Here is a 16,992-nt window from a genome sequence, read left to right as displayed (position 1 = left end):
GAGATGCCGGAAACCCGAACGTTGTCACTTGCTGAAATCGAGGACCTGTCGTTGCGCGCACTGATGGCGGCCGGAACGTCCGAGGACAATGCCCGGCCATTGGCGGTTGCGACCGCCGCGACCGAGGCGGATGGAGTGGCCAGCCACGGGCTGGCCTACATCCCGATCTATTGCGAGCACGTACAATGCGGCAAGGTGGACGGGCGTGCACAGCCGGTGATGTCCGCCCCCAAACCGGGCGTGGTGGTCGTTGATGCGGCCACCGGTTTCGCGCACCCGGCGATCGACTTAGGGTTCGACGCGTTGATCCCGGCTGCACGCGAGCAGGGGATAGCTGCGCTGGCCATCCGCAACAGTTACAATTGTGGTGTGCTGGGGTATCACACCTATCGCTTGGCTCAGGCGGGCCTTGTTGGTCTGGGGTTCACCAATGCACCTGCATCCATTGCACCGTCGGGTGGTTCACGGCCCGTCGTGGGCACGAACCCGTTTTCGCTGGCCGTTCCGGGTGCTGATGGGCAGCCTGCCGTCTTGATCGACCAAAGCGCCAGCACGATCGCAAAAAGCGAGGTCATGAAACACGCCCGCGAGGGAAAACCGATTCCGGTCGGTTGGGCGCTGGACCCTGATGGCAACCCGACAACTGACCCGGCCGTTGGCCTCAAGGGCTCGATGGCGCCTTCGGGCGGCTACAAGGGCGTGGGCGTCGCACTCCTGACCGAGGTAATGGCCGCCGCATTGACCGGGGCCACTTTGGGCATCCATGCTTCACCCTTTTCCGGAACTGTGGGCGGCCCGCCAAAAACCGGCCAGTTCTTCATTGCCATCGACCCCGGCGCTACGGCCGGGTCGGGGTTTTCTGCCAATATCGCGGAACTTGTCGAGGCGATCCGGTATCAGGAAGGAGCGCGTCTGCCCGGCGATGGTCGGCGCGCCAAGCGCCTGCAGGCCAGCCAGGACGGGGTTGGTGTCAGCGTCGCGACGCTGGACAAAATCCACGCCATACTGGCCTGACACCCGTTTCAGGCGGAAACAGGGGCAAGGCCGATGCCGCGCCCCCTCTGCATCACGCCTGGATGATGTTGTGTTCCGGTCCGTACGGAAAGCCGGTGATATTCTCGGCCCCGTCCTTGCCTACGACCAGAATGTCGTGCTCGCGGTAGCCGCCCGCGCCGGGCTGACCTTCGGGAATCCACAGCATCGGCTCGATGGACACCACCATGCCCGGCTCGAGCACTGTGTCGATGTCCTCGCGCAGTTCCAGGCCCGCCTCGCGGCCGTAATAGTGGCTGAGGATGCCGAAGGAATGGCCATATCCGAACGAGCGGTATTGCAGCAGGCCCTGATCGGCGAAGAACCGGTTGATCTCGGCTGTGATGCCGGAACAGGTCGCGCCGGGTTTGATCAGGCTCAGCCCCAGTTCGTGGGCGGCGACATTGGCCTGCCACAGGCGCAGGCTGTCGGCGTCGGGCTCGCCCAGGAACAGGGTGCGTTCCAGCGCGGTGTAATAGCCCGAGATCATCGGGAAGGTGTTGAGCGACAGGATATCGCCTTTCTGCAGCGCCCGCTTGGTGACGGGGTTGTGCGCGCCGTCGGTGTTCAGGCCTGACTGGAACCAGACCCAGGTGTCGCGGTACTCGGCTTCGGGATAGGCGCGGGCGATCTCGATCTCCATCGCGTCGCGGCCGGCCATGGCAATCTCGATCTCGGTGGCACCTTCACGGATCGCGGCATGGATGGCTGCGCCGCCCACATCCGCCGTGCGGGCGCCGCCCTTGATCAGTTCGATCTCCTCGGCCGATTTCACCATCCGCGCGGCCATCGTGTCGGGAGCGATGTCCACAAGCTCGGGCTGGTTCAGCATGGCCAGGGCCGTGTCGCGCGCAGCCAGCGTCATGTGGTCGCTTTCGATGCCGATCCGGCGGGCATTCCCGATCAGGCTGGCTACGGCGCGCCAGTAGTTGTCGCGCTTCCAGTCGGTGTAGATCACGTTGTCTTCGACCGACCGGCGCCAGGGCTGGCCCGCGTCGATATTCGCCGACACGGTGGTGCAAGTGTCCTGCGTCACCACGCAGCCATAGGGCCGGCCGAAGGCGCAGTACAAAAAGCCCGAGTAGTAGGCGATGTTCTGCATCGAGGTCAGCAGAACGACCGGGATGTCCCGCTGCGCCATGATGGCGCGCAGTTTGGCCAACCGGCGGTCGTACTCGGCCCGACTGAAGGGCAGGGGCGCCTTGTCGCCGTTGTGGCAGGTGAAGAATTCGGGGCGATTTGAAAGGTCTGTCATGTGCTCTCTCGTTTCTTTGCCGGACGTGCAAAGCCCGGCCACATGTCCCGGCGTACAGGACAGGCGGTCTCGGGGTCCGAGAGCCGATCACCCCCTTGGGTGCTGCGACGCCATCGCAGCAGGGGGTGAACCAGGAAATCGTTAGATCAGCAAATGCCGCCGGTCAAGCCGGCGTCAGCCCGCGCAGACGTTCCGACCGCCGCCGCAGCAGCTCAACCGTGGTGAGCAGCGCGATCGAGATGACGACGAGGATCGTGGCCACGGCCAGGATGGTCGGGCTGATCTGCTCGCGCAGGCCGGTGAACATCTGCCAAGGCAGGGTCTTTTGGCTGGCCGATCCGACGAACAGCACCACGACCACCTCGTCGAACGAAGTGATGAAGGCGAACAGCCCGCCCGAGATCACGCCCGGCAGGATCAGGGGCATCTGGATCTTGAAGAAGGTCCGCACCGGGCCCGCGCCCATATTCGCAGCGGCCCGCGTCAGCGAGCGGTCAAACCCGACCAGCGTGGCCGTCACGGTGATGATGACGAAGGGAATGCCCAGAACGGCGTGGGCCAGAATCACCTTGAGATAGCCCACAAAGGTCTTGTTCATGCCCAAAGTGCCTTCAAGGAAGCGGCCGATGTCGCTGTAGAAGAAGAACATGCCCGTGGCCGAGATGATCAGCGGCACGATCATCGGAGAAATCAGGATCCCCATGATGGCGCGCCGCCCAGGCACATGCGATTGGCTGAGACCGATGGCCGCCAGCGTTCCCAGCGTTACCGATATGATAGTCGCGATGGGCGCGATGATCAGCGAGTTCTTGAAGCTGCGCTGCCATTCGTTGTTGGTGAAGAAATCCTGGTAATGCTTCAGTGAATACCCTTCGGGGTCCAGCCGCAGCATCTCGGGCGTAAAGGTAAAGAAGTCCTGCGCGTTGAACGACAGCGGAAGAACAACCAGAATTGGCGTGATCAGGAAAACGAAGATCGCGCCGCAGATCACCCGGAACAGATAGTGATAGAACACCTGCTGTGCCGTCAGATAAGGCAGCAGTTTGCGGCGGTATCGGCCCTCGTACAGCCAGAATGTGAACCATGCGAAAAACCAGCCGCCCAAGAAGCCGAGCACACCGCCCATCGGCCCGGAAACCGCGAAGCCGACGGCCGCGAAGCCGATGATGTTGATCCAGTAGGCAAGCCTCTCGTTCTTGAGGACCGAGATGTAGATCCAGGCCAAAAGGGCCGTCAGCGCCGCGCCGCCGATCATTCCCAGGGGGACCGAGCCGTTTCCTGCGCCAACAAACATGCCGGCAAACGCGCCGGCCAGTGCGACGCTGGGCAGGACCATGGATAGGGGCTTGCGCGAAATTGGTGTCAGTGCGGCCATGTCGATTACCCCAGCTTCACGTTATCGATGCCCACGATCTTGTCGTAGACCCAGTAGAGGATCAGAACCACCGCCAGCAGGATCGTCCCCAATGCTGCAGCCAGGCCCCAGTTCAACGACGACGATATGTGATAGGCAATCCGGTTCGAGATGAAGACACCCTTGGTGCCGCCCACGATTTCGGGCGTGATGTAGTAGCCGATTGCCAGAATGAACACGAGGATCGATCCCGCTCCTATGCCCGGGATGGATTGCGGGAAGTAGATCCGCCAGAACGTGGTCCAGTTCGTCGCGCCCATGGATTTGGCCGCGCGGGTGTAGGATGGCGGAATCGTCTGCATCACCGAATACATCGGCAGGATCATGAACGGCAGCAGGATATGCGTCATGGCAATGATCGTGCCGATCTGGTTGTTGATGATGATCAGCCGGGCGTCATCTGCGACCAGCCCGAGCCAGACGAGGGTGTCGTTTATAACGCCCTGCTGCTGCAGCATGACCTTCCATGCGGATGTCCGCACCAGAAGCGACGTCCAGAAGGGCAGCAGAACCAGAATCATCAGCAGGTTCGACACGCGCATTGGCAGGGTCGCCAGCAGGTAGCTGACCGGATAGGCCAGCAGGATGCAGGCCCCGGTGATTACCAGCGACATGAACAACGTACGCCCGAACAGCTTGATAAGAATCTGCTTGTCTTCCGGCTGAGCCTGAGCACCTTCCGGGGTGCGCCGCATGTCGATTGCGTTCAGGAAGTAACCGTTGGTGATCGGAACCGCATGGGTTTTGATCACGCGCCACGTCTGCGGGTCCCCCCAGCCGTCGTGGATCTCGATCAGCTTTTCCTTGAACGGACCGTCGGTTTCGGGGTCCAGCCGTTTGATCTTGCGGCCTGACTGGCGGAACAGCGAAGACATGCCGGTTTCTTCGTAGTTCAGACGCGTTCCAAGCCGGGTGTGTTCCTTGTTTTCGATCGCGACCACCATGTCACGAACGAAGGCATCATAGACGTCCTCGCCCGGCAATTCGCCGCTGGTTTCATCCCAGTTGTCCAGCGCTTCGACCGTCAGGGGCAGGGTTTCCGAGACAATCCCATTTTCCACCGACCGAAACAGCATCGATGCGATCGGTACGAGGAAGGAAAACAGCACGAACAGAAGCAAAGGCGCGATCAGCATAAGCGCGCGCAGTTTCTGACGTCGCAATGAACGCGCCAGCGATTGCTTGAGCGGCGTTCCGTCCGCTGCCAGCATGGGTCCTGCTGTTTGGCTTGCGTCAGTCATCAGTGCCTCTTGGTTGTGCCCGGGTCAGATGGCGGCGCACCGCCACCTGACGTTTCTTCAGAGATTCAAGCGCTTATTGCGCCAACCACGCCTGGAATTTGGCGTCGATGTCATCGCGGTAGTCAGCCCAGAACTCGTAGTTGTAGAGGAACGTGTTCTTGGCGTTTTCCGGATCGGTCGGCATGTGCGGAGCCATGTCGATTCCCAGTTCGGCATGCTTGCCGACCAGCGGAGCCGACGAAGCGCGAGCCGGGCCGTACGAGATGTATTTGGCCTGATCCGCCAGGCGCTGGGTGTCGGTCGCGAACATGATGTAGTCCAGCGCGCGCTGCTTGCGCTCTTCGCTCAGACCGGCGGGAATGATCCAGCCGTCCAGATCGAAGACCTGCGCGTCCCACAGCATGGCGACGGGCTGTTTCTGCTCTTCGATGACGCTGAACAGGCGGCCATTGTAGGTCGAGCCCATGACGACTTCGCCGTCAGCCAGCAGCTGGGGCGTATCGGCACCGGCGGACCACCAGACGACGCTGTCCTTGATGGTGTCCAGCTTCTTCAGAGCACGATCCTGGCCTTCGTCGGTTGCCAGAACGTCATACACTTCGTCCTTAGGGACGCCGTCGCACAGCAGGGCCCATTCCATGTTGTTGATCGGGCGCTTTTCCAGCGACCGCTTGCCGGGATAGGTCTCCAGGTCGAAGACCGCGCAGATGTCGGTCGGCGGGTTGTCCCCGACCATGTCGGTCCGATACCCAAAGGTGGTCGAATACACGATCTGAGGGATGAAGCATTCGCTGACCAGCAGATCGCCGAAGTCTTCCGAAGCCGGGGTGCCGTCCGGCGCAGGCGCCAGCTGGGTGTCCGGGTCGATTTCCATTGCCAGACCTTCGTCACACAGACGGATCGCGTCCGCGGCAACCACGTCGACCACATCCCATGTGATGTTGCCCGCCTCGTTCATGGCGCGCAATTTGGCCACGGCCTCGGCCGAGCTGTCATCGTTCAGGATGGTGACGCCGGTCTTTTCCGAATAGGGCTCGTGATAGGCCTTGAGCTGCGACTTGGAATAGGCGCCGCCCCAGGACACGATCGTCATTTCTTCGGCGGAAACTCCGCCTGCTGCAGTTGCCAGAGCAACAGCTGTCAGCATTGTGGTGGTACGTTTCATATGTAGCTCCCAGTTTTTCCCGTTTTTTGATTTGTCGACCAACGCACGGGTTTTCGTCGGTCGGTTCTTTCGGCTTGGGGGCGGATTGCGAAGCCGGGCGCGCCTAGGCGTCCAGAGCGCGGCAATCCTGCGCCAGCCATCCGATCTCGATCTCCTGACCCGGTGTCAGCCTGACGGCGTCAGGGGCATTCCGGGTCTTGACGATGAATTCATCATTGCCGGCCACCGACATGCGGAACCTGAATACATCGCCCATGTAGATGAATTCCTTGACCACAGCCTTGAGCGTATGCGCTTCGGGGCTGAGGCGATCCTTGTTGAATTCCACGCGCTCGGGCCGGATCGAGACCTTGGTCCGTTCCCCCGGTTGGCTCACGTTGATCGGAACCGCGTCGATCTCGGACCCATCGTCCAGCGTTACGACGCATTTCCCGCCATTGACGGATTTCAGAACGCCTTCCAGCGTGTTGTTCTCACCGATGAACTGCGCAACGAAACTGTTCTCCGGTTCTTCATAAAGCTGGTCCGGCGGTGCAAGCTGCTGGATCCGCCCATCGTCAAAGACCGCTACGCGATCCGACATGGTCAGCGCTTCGGTCTGGTCGTGGGTCACATAGACGGTTGTGATCCCCAATTCATGGGCCAGACGCGTGATTTCAAACTGCATGTGCTCGCGCAGCTGTTTGTCCAATGCGCCCAGCGGTTCGTCCATCAGAACCAATTCGGGTTCGAAGACCAGCGCGCGGGCCAAGGCGATACGCTGTTGTTGTCCGCCTGACAGCTGAGCGGGTCTGCGGCTGCCGAAGGCACCCATCTGCACCATGTCGAGGGCGCGCTGGACCTTTTCTTCGCGCTCGGACTTGCCGATTTTTCGGACTTCCAGCGGAAAGGCGAGGTTCTCGGCCACAGTCATGTGCGGGAACAGGGCATAGTTCTGAAACACCATCCCGATGCCACGCTTGTGCGGCGGAATGTTGTTGATCGGTCGCCCATCCAACAGAATTTCGCCATGCGTCGCAGTTTCGAACCCGGCCAGCATCATCAGGCAAGTGGTCTTGCCAGATCCCGATGGGCCCAACATTGTCAGAAACTCGCCCTTTGGCATCGCGAGGTTAAGGTCTTTGACGACAAGATTTTCGCCGTCATACGATTTTTGAACGCGTTGAAATTCGACAAACGCGGCGTCGCTAGAAGTGCCGGTCACAAGACCCCCTGTTGCGTCAATTCTTGATCCGGTTGGTCCGGATTTCATTGATCCCTGAGCACATTAAAGACGCAGCAATGTCCGGCTGGCAAGACTCAATGACAAAAACCAATCCTCATTGGGTGGGATTCAAGGATTTTGCGCAGTGTTGAGGCGCCGCATGTGCCACGCAAGGGTCTGATTGCTGGACAAGACCGGTTTGCCAATCTGTTCATGGATCTGCGGGATGGCGTCCAACGTGCGAAGGTTGGTGCAGCTGAGAAAAACAGCTTCGACCGCTCTGTCCGAACCCAGCCTCACCGCGGCGTCAACGATGGATTGCGTTGATATCCGGACGACCTTTGCTTCTTCGGAAATCCCAAAGGTGCCGAACACATCCATGAGGATCCCTTGATCGGCGAAGGCCGCGCGAAGCGCCGTGTTGACCTGCTCCTCATAAGGGGACAGCAGTGCAAAGCGTGACACACCCAATTCGCGCGCCTGAGCAACCGCGGCGCGCAGAGGGTTGGTCACCGTTTGCACGTCACAAGTCTGCTTTACCAGTTCTTCGACCTTTTCCGATCCGATGACCGAGCTTGCCGAGGTGCAGGCGTAACCCACAGCCCGGAAGGGGTGCGCCTTGGGCAGTAAATCTGCCGCCGCTGGAAGCGCATGTTTCATGCGGGTCAACGTCTTGGTCGTGACCTGCGGGTCGCTGGTTATGCGCGAGACATAAACGGGTGACGGGTCGCCGGCAAAAAGCCTGCGGAAATCGCCTTCGATCGTTTCGTCTGTCTGCAAAACGATCAGGCCAAGCGGAGATATACCCGGGTCATCCGTGTCCAGAGAAAATGGCAGTGTTGTCATAGCTCGGGAATCTCCCGTCCTGCTTTGGGACTCAGGAACCGGGGTGCGCCTTCGGTGATCAGCACGTTTTCCTCGTGCACAAGTATTTTGCTACCGACCTCAATACCTGGCTCCAGCGTCAACACCATTCCGGGTTTCAGAACCGTGTGATCCGATGGGATGAGCGAAGGCCACTCGGTCAATGACATGCCCAACCCGTGGCCCAGGCGCCCGGCTTCGGTCCCGCCGCCGCCATGGGACAGGACCGAGTTCATCGCGTGATACAGGTCCGAGGCCGTCGCGCCCGGTCTGGCCTGCTCGAACGCAGCCTCGGTGGCATCGATCAGCGCGTGGTGCGCCGCGCGCACGGCCGGACTGGCCGGGCCGACGGACCAGTTGCGGTCGAAATCGCAAAAATACCCATCCCAGACCAGCCCGGTATCCAACATAAGCACGTCGCCCGGCTTCAACGGTTGTTGGGTTGCCGGTGAGATTACGTCGCCATATCCGCCCTGGTCGGCCGCGCCAGCAAGATAAGGCACCCAATCGGCGCCTGCGTCGAGACACAACATCTGGAACCGTCGAAAGACCTGATCCAGAGGAACACCGGCCGATGCAATCTCAGGAACCCGCTCAAAAGCCTGTCCCGCGATCAGGCAGGCGGTTTCGATCTTTTTGATTTCGGCTTGAGATTTGACCATGCGCAGGTCGCGCAGAATGCCAAGGTCGCTGGTGATCCTGCGGCGGTCGATTTCGGATTTCAGACGCCCGAAATCTGCAAGCGGCATCCGCAAGTGCGTTTCATGACCATCGGGGCATCCGATCAAGCCGCCGTCCGGAACAAGTTCGCGCAGGGTTTCGGCCAGCAACGATACTCCGTCGTCTGCCAGATCCGGGGCGGACCAGGTGCGGATGTCTTCGATCCAGGTCTGCGCCATCAAGGCCGCGCCAATCGACGGGATCACCGCGACAGGTTTGCCGGTCGCAGGAACGACAAGGAACCAGGGGCGCGTCGGGCTTTCCCAGAACCGGGTCAGAAAGCCGCTGAAATACCGGACGTCGGGCTCGGTCGTCAGCAGCAGGGCGTCCAGGCCATGCTCTTGCATGAGATCCTGTGCACGCGCAGTTCTGTCCGCGAACTCGGCTTGTTCGAACCCTTTCACGAGGCTTGCTCGGTCACGATGCACAAAGCGCGGTCCTGTGGTCCGATATTGAGCAAGTTGCGGCTATCGGCATCCAGAACGGCGGCCAGTCCGGCGCCGCCTGACGCAGTCGTTTCGAACCCGGCCTCTGCCATTACCGGAAGCTGAGCGGCCACGGTGTCATCCTCCAGCGTCAGAAACTGATCGGCATCCCGCGCCAGTCCATTCAGTGCAATCAGCGATGGCTCCTTGCAATCCAGCCGTCCCATGATGCTGTCCGGACCGTCTGCAAAAATCGGCGCGCCGGCTTGGATGCTGGCCATCAGCGCCGGGGCTGCGGCCGGTTCGACCACGATGATCTTGGGGTCGTCTCCCCAAGCCTTTCGGAAACATGCGGCAACGGCGCCCGCCATGCCTCCTACTCCGGCCTGCAGCAGGATCAATGTCGGAGGTTCGGGACACTGATCAACCGCCTCGACAGCCATTTGAACGTACCCCTCCATCAAGAGATGGGGCAGGTCATAATACCCTTCCCAAGAGCTGTCTGACAGAAGCGTCCAGTCGTTGTCGTTCGCCGCGCGGCTTGCGGCGCTCATGCTTGCGGCGTAATCGACGCCTTCGCGCACCACTCGCGCACCTTGCGCCGAAAGGCGCTGAGCAAAGCTCTCGGGCACGGTTTCAGAAATGAACACTACGGCATTCGCACCAAAAACGCGCGCACCCGCAGCCATGCTTAGGCCGTGGTTCCCGGCGCTGGCCGTTACATAAGTACGGCCGGAAAGGGATGTGTTGTCGGGTGTCTCGGTGGCTTCGCTCGCTTGGCAGGCGATGACATAGGCCGCGCCCAATGCCTTGAACGACCCGAGATTCATCCGCGTCCGTTCATCTTTGATCCAAAGGCGGGAAACGGGCGCCAAACCCTGCGCTTCGGCCAGTGGTGTCACGCCGGAGGCCGGGCACGGCGACAAAAGCTGCGCCAACCGGCTGGAATTGGTTGAAGGGAAGGGGGCCTGTGAAAACAGTTTGCCTTTGCCCCGATACGGGTTGGTGACGGTCTTCATCGCGGCCTCCCTCAACGATCCGGCAGACGTCATAGAAATGCAGTCGATCTGTCAAGGCAAAGGGGTGGAATGCGAGAATTGCGCGCTTCTTCTTCCCTTGGGAAATTGGCTGCTTGCACTGAACCGCACGGCGTTGATCAGGCTGGCGAATTAACTGCTTGCGGTCTTTGCAATCGGAATGGGTGCGTGTAAGTGTTCGGCACGTGATCCGTTGCCGGTGCACCAGACCGGCCGGATGCGGGCGTGATGGAATGGTAGACATATCGGACTTAAAATCCGAAGGCCTTAGCGCCGTGTGGGTTCGAGTCCCACCGCCCGCACCAAACACAATGGTCGGCTTGGCCGAGGGCGATCGTCAGACCGGATAACCCAGCTTGGAGATCAGCCGCCATATGTCCTGGTTCGCCGCCGACAGCTGCGCTACGACATCCTCGATTTCCTGCATCGCCTGTTCGTCGACCGTATCTTCGCGCCCCAGCTTGATGTCGGTTTTTCGATCGGCAATGCGCATCAGGATCGTCTTGGGATTCCCGGTTTCCTGGTCGAAGGAATAGATGCAGTGGTTGAACTTGTTGCGTATGCCCGACAGACGGCTGAGCCGCTGCGTGTGCTCAAGGATAGGATCACGAACCGAGACCGGCCTTCCGTCCATCTTTGCCAGACGCTCGACCAGATCAATTCGGGCGCGGGTCGTGTTCAGGGTGAGGAAAGTGATGACGGCTACGTCTTTGCTGGTCCCCGAGAGGCCGGCAATCAGATGTATCAGCAGGCTTTCGGTGTTCGTCCAGACATAGTTCAGGCGGCCGACCAAAAGGATCAACCGATCGAACCTGGCTTCGAAGTCGTCAGTCAACCGAAGTTCGGTGCGCGTCTTGCGCCGCCGCCTCAAAGAAGAAATGCGCCGCTGCCGTTCTGTTGCTGACACCGATCTTGCCCGACACGTTGTGCATGTGCAGCTTGACCGTGTGTTCGGTGATACCCAACTGGGCAGCGATAGCCTTGTTGCTTTTGCCTTCGGAGACAAGCTGCAGAACCTGCTTCTCGCGCCTGGTCAGTTTAGACAACAGAGGGCCAGCCGCAGGGGATTTCGGAGTTTCCCGGGCTGCAGTTGGGGTTTTCGCGCACGGCTTCGATGCAACGCAATTGGCTACAAATCCCGGCAGGTACAACTCTTCATGCATCAGCAGCCGCAGGATCGCGCGCCATGCGTCCGGGGCGACGTTCATCGGAAGATACCCGATTGGTCCGTACCGGGATCGGTCCCATCGCTCGAAAACGAAACGGGCTGCGTCCTCTTTGCGGTATGCGAAGGCAAGGCATCCCGGCATGGACGATCGAACATAATCGGAGGGATGGGCCAGCAGATCCTCCATCATGATCTGATCCACGACAACAATCTTGCCGGAACCCTCAGCATTGCTCGCCTCGGACAAGAATGCCGCGAGGGATTCAAACCGATGGGCTGCCACGCCGAATTCGTGCTGAACGCTTCGCAGGGTTTGGTTGGAGTAGAAGAGCTCTTTCCCAACAAAAACAATCATGAAATCTTCACTTTTGTCGATCGTGCTGGAACTGTTACTTAATTCAGAAATGCTCATATTTGCGCCCCCCTAAATACCCCAGATTACGTCCTGAATTGGCCGTTATTGGCCGGGGTGAAACTGAATAAAAACAATTAAAAATATGTATTGAGTATACCAGAAAGTTCAGTTTTCGACAACTGTACGGCTTTGAGAATCACCAGATTTTAGAACTTTCGATTAAGGCCGTTTGACGGTCGGACCGCTTAAATATCTGGATTGAAAGAACTTAAATTCACCAACCTTTGTCGCTGGCCAATTCGGCTCCGAACTCGGCCATGAAATGCGTGTTCGAGTAATACATCAAGCAAATCAGCCTTTTAGTGATGTTAATACTTTCTGCCAGCTAGGCAGGCCGAACGGCATCTGTACCCTGTGTCGTGCTTCAATTTGCGAAGTGTACTTGTACCTGGCGTGTCTGCGGCCCGCGTATTTTCGCGTGATTTTGAGCAGTCACGGAATCGGCTTGGCCGAGAAAAGGGGGGTGACAACACATCATTCGAAAGACAAGGCCGCAGACATGCGCAGTTTCGCGAATGGATGCTCAATAATATTTTTCAACCGCGCCGAATATCGCTTTGTAGATGAATGGCGGTCTGGCGCTTCAAAAATGGAAGATTGTTATGCGACGCAATGTGAACAATACCAATGTCACGACCGTTGACGAAGTTAATGTTGAAAATCTCGAAGCTCCGATCTCGGTGGAAATCCCCGTTGAAGAAGCAAATATCGAGGCCGAACTGACCGCGCAGCAACAGCAGCAGGGTCAGGAAGTTCAAAACGCTGCAAACAACGAAGACGAACAGAACCAGGCTCAGGCTCAGGCGACCGAGGTTGCAAACGAACAGGCCCAGGGTCAGGATCAGGGCCAAGCGCAGCAGCAGGGCCAACAGCAAGGTCAGCAGCAATCGAACGTCAATGGCGGCGATGACAGCAACAGCATCGCAAACTCGATCAACATCGATTTCGGTGAAGGCGAGTGGATCCCGCGCGACGATGACCAGGTCGATCTGGATATCGGTGACTCGGCATCGATCGGTGATGTCATCACGGCCGGAAACGACGTGAATTATGATCCCGGCGATGATCTGAACCTGTCCATCTCGATGAATGGTGACGGCAATGACATGTCGTCGATCAACAACCAGTTGGCCAGCCTGAGTGACGATGACACGCTGGATTCGCCCAGCCTGTCGAATGACGGCTCGTTCTATCAGAACGGCAGCGCGACGGGCGGTTCGGCCTATGCCGAAGAAGGCATCGGTTCCTCCTCCGGCGGCGGTAACTCGGGTTCTGGCGGAACCAGCTACGGCGGTGCAGCAAGCGGCGAGACCAATGGCAGCCACGCATTCGCGCTGGGCGGCCACACCGGCAATGCCGGCGCGGCTTCGCAAGGCGGCAACGGTGCGGCTTCGGGCGGCGCCAACAACACGAGCCTGGGTCTTGGTCTGTCGGGCGCCGAAGCCAGTGGCGAAAGCACGGCTGGCAATGGCGGCAACGCCAACAGCACCTCCAGCGCCAACAACACCGGCAGTTCGAATGCCAACGGCCAGGGAACTGGCGGTGAAGGCGGTAATGCCGGCTCGATCGGTCTTGGCCTTGGTCTGGGACTGTCCGGCGCCAACTCGGAAGGCAATGCCAACGGTGGTGAAAACGCGACCGGTTCGATCGGCGCGGGCCTTGGCCTGGCCGGAAACGAGTCGGGTGCGAACGGCGCCAATGGCGGCAACGGCGAGTCATCGAACTCGGGTTCTGCATCGAACAATAGCACCGGTACGACCGAAGCGAATGAAGCGACGGCCGGAAGCAACACGGGTGCGGGCATGGCTGGCAGCGGCGCGCAAAGTGGCGCCAATGGCACCGGCGGGTCTGGTTCCGGTGGCACGGGTTCCGGCGGCTCGGGCTCGGGTGGTGAAGGTGCTGGTGGCGAAGGCTCTGGTGGCGAGGGATCCGGCGGATTCTCGGCCATGGTCGAAGCAGCCATTGCAGCGCTGAACCAGGAAATCGCGGATGGTGGTCCGGCCTTGAATGCGGCTGATACCGACGCTGCGACCGGTGGCGGCGGAACCACGGGCAACAACCCGGGTGCCGGCGGAGCGGGCACCGGTGGTGCTGGAACCGGCGGCGCAGGAACCGGCGGTGCCGGAACCGGTGGCCCAGGGTCCGGCGGAGCCGGCACGGGCGGCAGCTCGGCAGCCAACTCTGGCGCACAGGGCGTCGGCGATCTGGCCGCAAGCGGTCCGAATATCAGCCAGTCGCCTGGTGACGTGAACGGTGCAGCCAGCAACCCGCAGACGTCGACCGGAACCGGCGGAGCCGGCGGTTCGAACGCGGCCAATGGCGCGGCAAACGGAACCGGTTCGGGTTCGTCCAGTGCAGAAGGCGCTGGCGGAGCCGGTGGGACCACGACGCCAACGTCCACCTCGTCCGGTAACGGTGCGGGTTCTGCGGATGCGGTCAACACGGCCGGTACCGGTGGTGCGGCAGAAGTCTTTGCTGACGCTGACACAAACGGTTCCGCCGACAGTCTGGCCGAAGCCATCGCGGGATACGGCGGCGCGTCGTACACCGACAACGATGCCACCTCGACCGGATCCGGTAGCGCGACTGGCGCGGCCAGCTCGGGAGCCGGTGGTGCAGGCGGTGCGTCTGCGGCCAATGGTGGTACCAGCGGCTACGCCATGGGTAGCGCCATGTCCGGCGATACCACGGGTGGCGCAGTCACCGGTGGCAGCGCGGCCGGCGCCTATTCAGGTGACGGCGGAGCCGGCGGCAATGGCGGCACCTGGGGTTCCAACAATGGTGGCGACGGTATCGTCACCGGTGAATCCTACGCGTCGGCAGCAGCAGTGGTCGATACCTCGGCCTTCAACCAGACGATCGTCATGGGCGCCAACGTGCTTGGCAACTCGGTCGATACCACGATGGTTGGCGGTTCGATGAGCTCGACCTACGCGAGCGACGACACCGAGGCATAATGCCTGACCCCGGAGGCCGCGATTTCGGCCTCCGGTCTTTGATGAAAACACCGGGGCCGTGTTTCATGGCCTCGGTCCAACTTAACCCAGACCCGGAAATTTTCTGCCGGAAAGGGTGACAGGGATAGTCCAGATGTCACTTGACAGCATTACGGAAACGATCGCGCATTTTATTGGTACTTTTCAGCTCACGATGGAACAGGCCATCCTGCGGCAGCAATACGAGGAGTTTACGGCGCTCCGACGGCTGGCCGAAGTTGAAGGCCTGGAGGATCCGATCAGGATTGTCGTCAAGGCCGATCTGGATCTGAAGCCCAAGGACTACGACCCGCTTCCCTACCGTTTCCCCGAACCGCCCGCGGACCCGCAGTTGCCGCTGCCACCCGCCGGTCCGATGCTCGAGTCGAGCATCCAGATCGGTGACCCGTTGGCGCCGGGCGGATTCGTTCCGCAGTCCGAATTGCCTATCTCGGTCGGGCCGCAATTCTTGATGTTGCAGCCGCAGGTCGTCAGCGACCTGATAGGGTCTGCCGTCGCTTACACATTCCAGACATTGGTCCTGCGTGACAATGATACCGTCGGCGCGGGTGACTTCCGCGATGCGGCGATGCTGACAGCACAGGCCGAGGCCGCGTTGGACGTGGCGCACTCGCTTCATGCGATGGCGGTGCCTTCACTGGCGATACCGGACTACATGACGCCAGAATACCTGGATACGCTGGTCGAACAGATAACGACACCGATGAATGGATCGGTCCAAGGTGTCACGGTTCACCAATTCCAGGGTGAAGACGCGGAAGGCATCATCGTCAACGGTCAACACGTGTCGGAGGCTCCGGTCTGGAGCGATCTTCTGCCGGCCTACCACCAGCCGGAGGAGGCTGAGGAAAATCTGGTGTCACAGTCCTATCCGGCCGAGTGGAACCAGTCCGAGGGGCCGGAGTCACACGAGGGTCATACCGTTGTCAACGGCGGCAATCTTGCGATCAACGAAGTCGCGCTGAACGTCGGTTGGGTGGATGCCCCCTTCATCGCCGTGGGTGGACAAGCGATCAGCCTGACGATGATCAGCCAGGTCGCGCTGGTATCAGATGTTGATGTCGGAAACACCGGCAGCGGCGCGGGCACCAACGTCGTCCAATCCGCCCAGATTGAAACAGAGGCGAATCCTGCGCCGTGGCTTGCCGGAACCTCGGCCGTCGCTGGTGGGGCCGGGCAGCCGTCCTTTTTGACCGTCGATTGGATCCATGGCGATCTGGTGGTTGCCAACTTCCTCAAGCAGGTCATCAACGCCACCGATATCGACCATATCCAGACCGAGATTTCCGCGTCTTCGACCATGTATGCGATGGGTGGCAACCAGATGGTCAACGTGGCCGATATTGTTCAACTCGGCAACTATTATGACCTGATCATGATCGGCGGCGACATGATCTCGGTCGACATGTTGTTCCAGACGCTTGTCCTGATGGATGACGACCTGGTGTCAGGCGGCCTAGCCGGACCTGCCGGAGGTGCGAACGAAAACCTGCTGATGAACCAGGCCTCGGTGATGACCAACGGCCTGGACCTGCAGGAGGCGCTTGAGGAGAACATGGCCGAGGCCATGACTCTGAATGAAATGAACATGGCGGCGCTCGAGGACGCATTGCTGAACGATCCGATGTTCGCGGGTATGGAGCAGATGCGCGTTCTGAAGATCGACGGAAACCTGCTGCAGGTGAATATTATTGAGCAGGTCACCATGCTTGCCGATCAGGATGACATTTTCCTGTCCGGTCCGCATGGGGCCAGTACCGAAGTCGTGGCCGGCAGCAACGCGATGCTGAATGCGGCCAACATCAACAAGCTGGGCGTGGACTCCGTTGTCATGGCCGGGCAGGGCGCATATTCCGAGCTTTTGCTGCACCAGGCCAGTCTCATCGACTTGCCCGAGAATGAGATCGGCCCGGAATTTGCCAATGAAGCCATCGCAATCCTGATGGAGGAGGCAATGACCGCCGGGCAAGCAGTGAGCGGCCCGACCGCTCCTGCACTAACCCCCGAAGACTTGGACGCCAATGTAGGAATGCAATCCATCCTGACCTGATTTTCC

Annotated in this window: 13 protein-coding genes and 1 tRNA gene; 4 read left to right on the top strand and 10 right to left on the bottom strand. The window is 60.2% G+C overall.

Annotated elements, in window-relative coordinates; translation table 11 throughout:
• Nucleotides 1-3: 3 nt before the first annotated feature.
• Complete coding sequence (locus ACR0NY_RS06010) at nt 4-1,014, top strand: Ldh family oxidoreductase (RefSeq protein WP_170337614.1); 1,011 nt, start codon at nt 4-6, stop codon at nt 1,012-1,014.
• A 52-nt stretch (nt 1,015-1,066) separates the two neighbouring features.
• Here the strand turns inward: ACR0NY_RS06010 and ACR0NY_RS06005 are convergent, their stop codons facing one another.
• The 8 genes from ACR0NY_RS06005 to ACR0NY_RS05970 all read right to left on the bottom strand — a co-directional run bounded on the left by ACR0NY_RS06005 (nt 1,067) and on the right by ACR0NY_RS05970 (nt 10,339).
• A complete protein-coding gene (locus tag ACR0NY_RS06005) occupies nt 1,067-2,287 on the bottom strand; it encodes an aminopeptidase P family protein (protein WP_170337616.1) in 1,221 nt (406 codons plus the stop codon).
• A 163-nt stretch (nt 2,288-2,450) separates the two neighbouring features.
• Nucleotides 2,451-3,662 carry an ABC transporter permease gene (locus ACR0NY_RS06000; RefSeq protein ID WP_093962661.1) on the bottom strand — a complete coding sequence of 404 codons (1,212 nt, stop codon included), beginning with the start codon at nt 3,660-3,662 and terminating at the stop codon, nt 2,451-2,453.
• A 5-nt stretch (nt 3,663-3,667) separates the two neighbouring features.
• Nucleotides 3,668-4,942 (bottom strand): ABC transporter permease, encoded by a 1,275-nt coding sequence (locus tag ACR0NY_RS05995; protein WP_170337618.1) that lies wholly within the window; start codon nt 4,940-4,942, stop codon nt 3,668-3,670.
• A gap of 73 nt (nt 4,943-5,015) precedes the next feature.
• Complete coding sequence (locus tag ACR0NY_RS05990; protein ID WP_093962659.1) at nt 5,016-6,107, bottom strand: extracellular solute-binding protein; 1,092 nt, start codon at nt 6,105-6,107, stop codon at nt 5,016-5,018.
• 103 nt (nt 6,108-6,210) lie between these two features.
• A complete protein-coding gene (locus ACR0NY_RS05985; RefSeq protein ID WP_217354879.1) occupies nt 6,211-7,359 on the bottom strand; it encodes an ABC transporter ATP-binding protein in 1,149 nt (382 codons plus the stop codon).
• An 81-nt stretch (nt 7,360-7,440) separates the two neighbouring features.
• Nucleotides 7,441-8,157, bottom strand: a complete 717-nt coding sequence (locus ACR0NY_RS05980; protein ID WP_170368779.1) for a maleate cis-trans isomerase family protein — start codon at nt 8,155-8,157, stop codon at nt 7,441-7,443.
• On the bottom strand, nt 8,154-9,299 hold the full coding sequence (locus tag ACR0NY_RS05975) for a M24 family metallopeptidase (RefSeq protein ID WP_170368929.1): 1,146 nt from the start codon (nt 9,297-9,299) through the stop codon (nt 8,154-8,156). Before ACR0NY_RS05975 ends, ACR0NY_RS05980 begins: the two co-directional genes overlap by 4 nt.
• Nucleotides 9,296-10,339 (bottom strand): pyridoxal-phosphate dependent enzyme, encoded by a 1,044-nt coding sequence (locus tag ACR0NY_RS05970; RefSeq protein ID WP_170368778.1) that lies wholly within the window; start codon nt 10,337-10,339, stop codon nt 9,296-9,298. Before ACR0NY_RS05970 ends, ACR0NY_RS05975 begins: the two co-directional genes overlap by 4 nt.
• 237 nt (nt 10,340-10,576) lie before the next feature.
• On the opposite strand from ACR0NY_RS05970, the gene ACR0NY_RS05965 reads away from it, so the two are divergent.
• Nucleotides 10,577-10,662: transfer RNA gene (locus ACR0NY_RS05965), tRNA-Leu, on the top strand.
• A gap of 32 nt (nt 10,663-10,694) precedes the next feature.
• On the opposite strand, the gene ACR0NY_RS05960 is transcribed toward ACR0NY_RS05965, so the two are convergent.
• Together ACR0NY_RS05960 and ACR0NY_RS05955 are read right to left on the bottom strand one after the other, a co-directional pair.
• A complete protein-coding gene (locus tag ACR0NY_RS05960; protein WP_170337628.1) occupies nt 10,695-11,192 on the bottom strand; it encodes a hypothetical protein in 498 nt (165 codons plus the stop codon).
• Nucleotides 11,185-11,937, bottom strand: coding sequence for a helix-turn-helix transcriptional regulator (locus tag ACR0NY_RS05955; protein ID WP_170366581.1), 753 nt, complete (start codon nt 11,935-11,937; stop codon nt 11,185-11,187). Before ACR0NY_RS05955 ends, ACR0NY_RS05960 begins: the two co-directional genes overlap by 8 nt.
• A 605-nt stretch (nt 11,938-12,542) precedes the next feature.
• Here ACR0NY_RS05955 and ACR0NY_RS05950 point away from each other — a divergent pair.
• Both ACR0NY_RS05950 and ACR0NY_RS05945 read left to right on the top strand, forming a co-directional pair.
• Nucleotides 12,543-14,897 carry a hypothetical protein gene (locus ACR0NY_RS05950; protein WP_170363022.1) on the top strand — a complete coding sequence of 785 codons (2,355 nt, stop codon included), beginning with the start codon at nt 12,543-12,545 and terminating at the stop codon, nt 14,895-14,897.
• A 133-nt stretch (nt 14,898-15,030) separates the two neighbouring features.
• Nucleotides 15,031-16,986, top strand: coding sequence for a type I secretion protein (locus ACR0NY_RS05945; RefSeq protein ID WP_170368777.1), 1,956 nt, complete (start codon nt 15,031-15,033; stop codon nt 16,984-16,986).
• Nucleotides 16,987-16,992: the final 6 nt, after the last annotated feature.

Source organism: Ruegeria sp. BJ5 (assembly GCF_056537865.1).
Note: the sequence above shows the minus strand (reverse complement) of the source record. Positions and strands in the feature narration are given on the sequence as shown.

Coding starts and splice junctions, on each gene's coding strand:
- ACR0NY_RS06000 (WP_093962661.1), bottom strand. CDS start 3,662: ATGGCCGCACTGACACCAATTTCGCGCAAGCCCCTATCCATGGTCCTG.
- ACR0NY_RS05970 (WP_170368778.1), bottom strand. CDS start 10,339: ATGAAGACCGTCACCAACCCGTATCGGGGCAAAGGCAAACTGTTTTCA.
- ACR0NY_RS05955 (WP_170366581.1), bottom strand. CDS start 11,937: ATGAGCATTTCTGAATTAAGTAACAGTTCCAGCACGATCGACAAAAGT.
- ACR0NY_RS05995 (WP_170337618.1), bottom strand. CDS start 4,942: ATGACTGACGCAAGCCAAACAGCAGGACCCATGCTGGCAGCGGACGGA.
- ACR0NY_RS05990 (WP_093962659.1), bottom strand. CDS start 6,107: ATGAAACGTACCACCACAATGCTGACAGCTGTTGCTCTGGCAACTGCA.
- ACR0NY_RS05950 (WP_170363022.1), top strand. CDS start 12,543: ATGCGACGCAATGTGAACAATACCAATGTCACGACCGTTGACGAAGTT.
- ACR0NY_RS05985 (WP_217354879.1), bottom strand. CDS start 7,359: ATGAAATCCGGACCAACCGGATCAAGAATTGACGCAACAGGGGGTCTT.
- ACR0NY_RS05945 (WP_170368777.1), top strand. CDS start 15,031: ATGTCACTTGACAGCATTACGGAAACGATCGCGCATTTTATTGGTACT.
- ACR0NY_RS06005 (WP_170337616.1), bottom strand. CDS start 2,287: ATGACAGACCTTTCAAATCGCCCCGAATTCTTCACCTGCCACAACGGC.
- ACR0NY_RS05980 (WP_170368779.1), bottom strand. CDS start 8,157: ATGACAACACTGCCATTTTCTCTGGACACGGATGACCCGGGTATATCT.
- ACR0NY_RS06010 (WP_170337614.1), top strand. CDS start 4: ATGCCGGAAACCCGAACGTTGTCACTTGCTGAAATCGAGGACCTGTCG.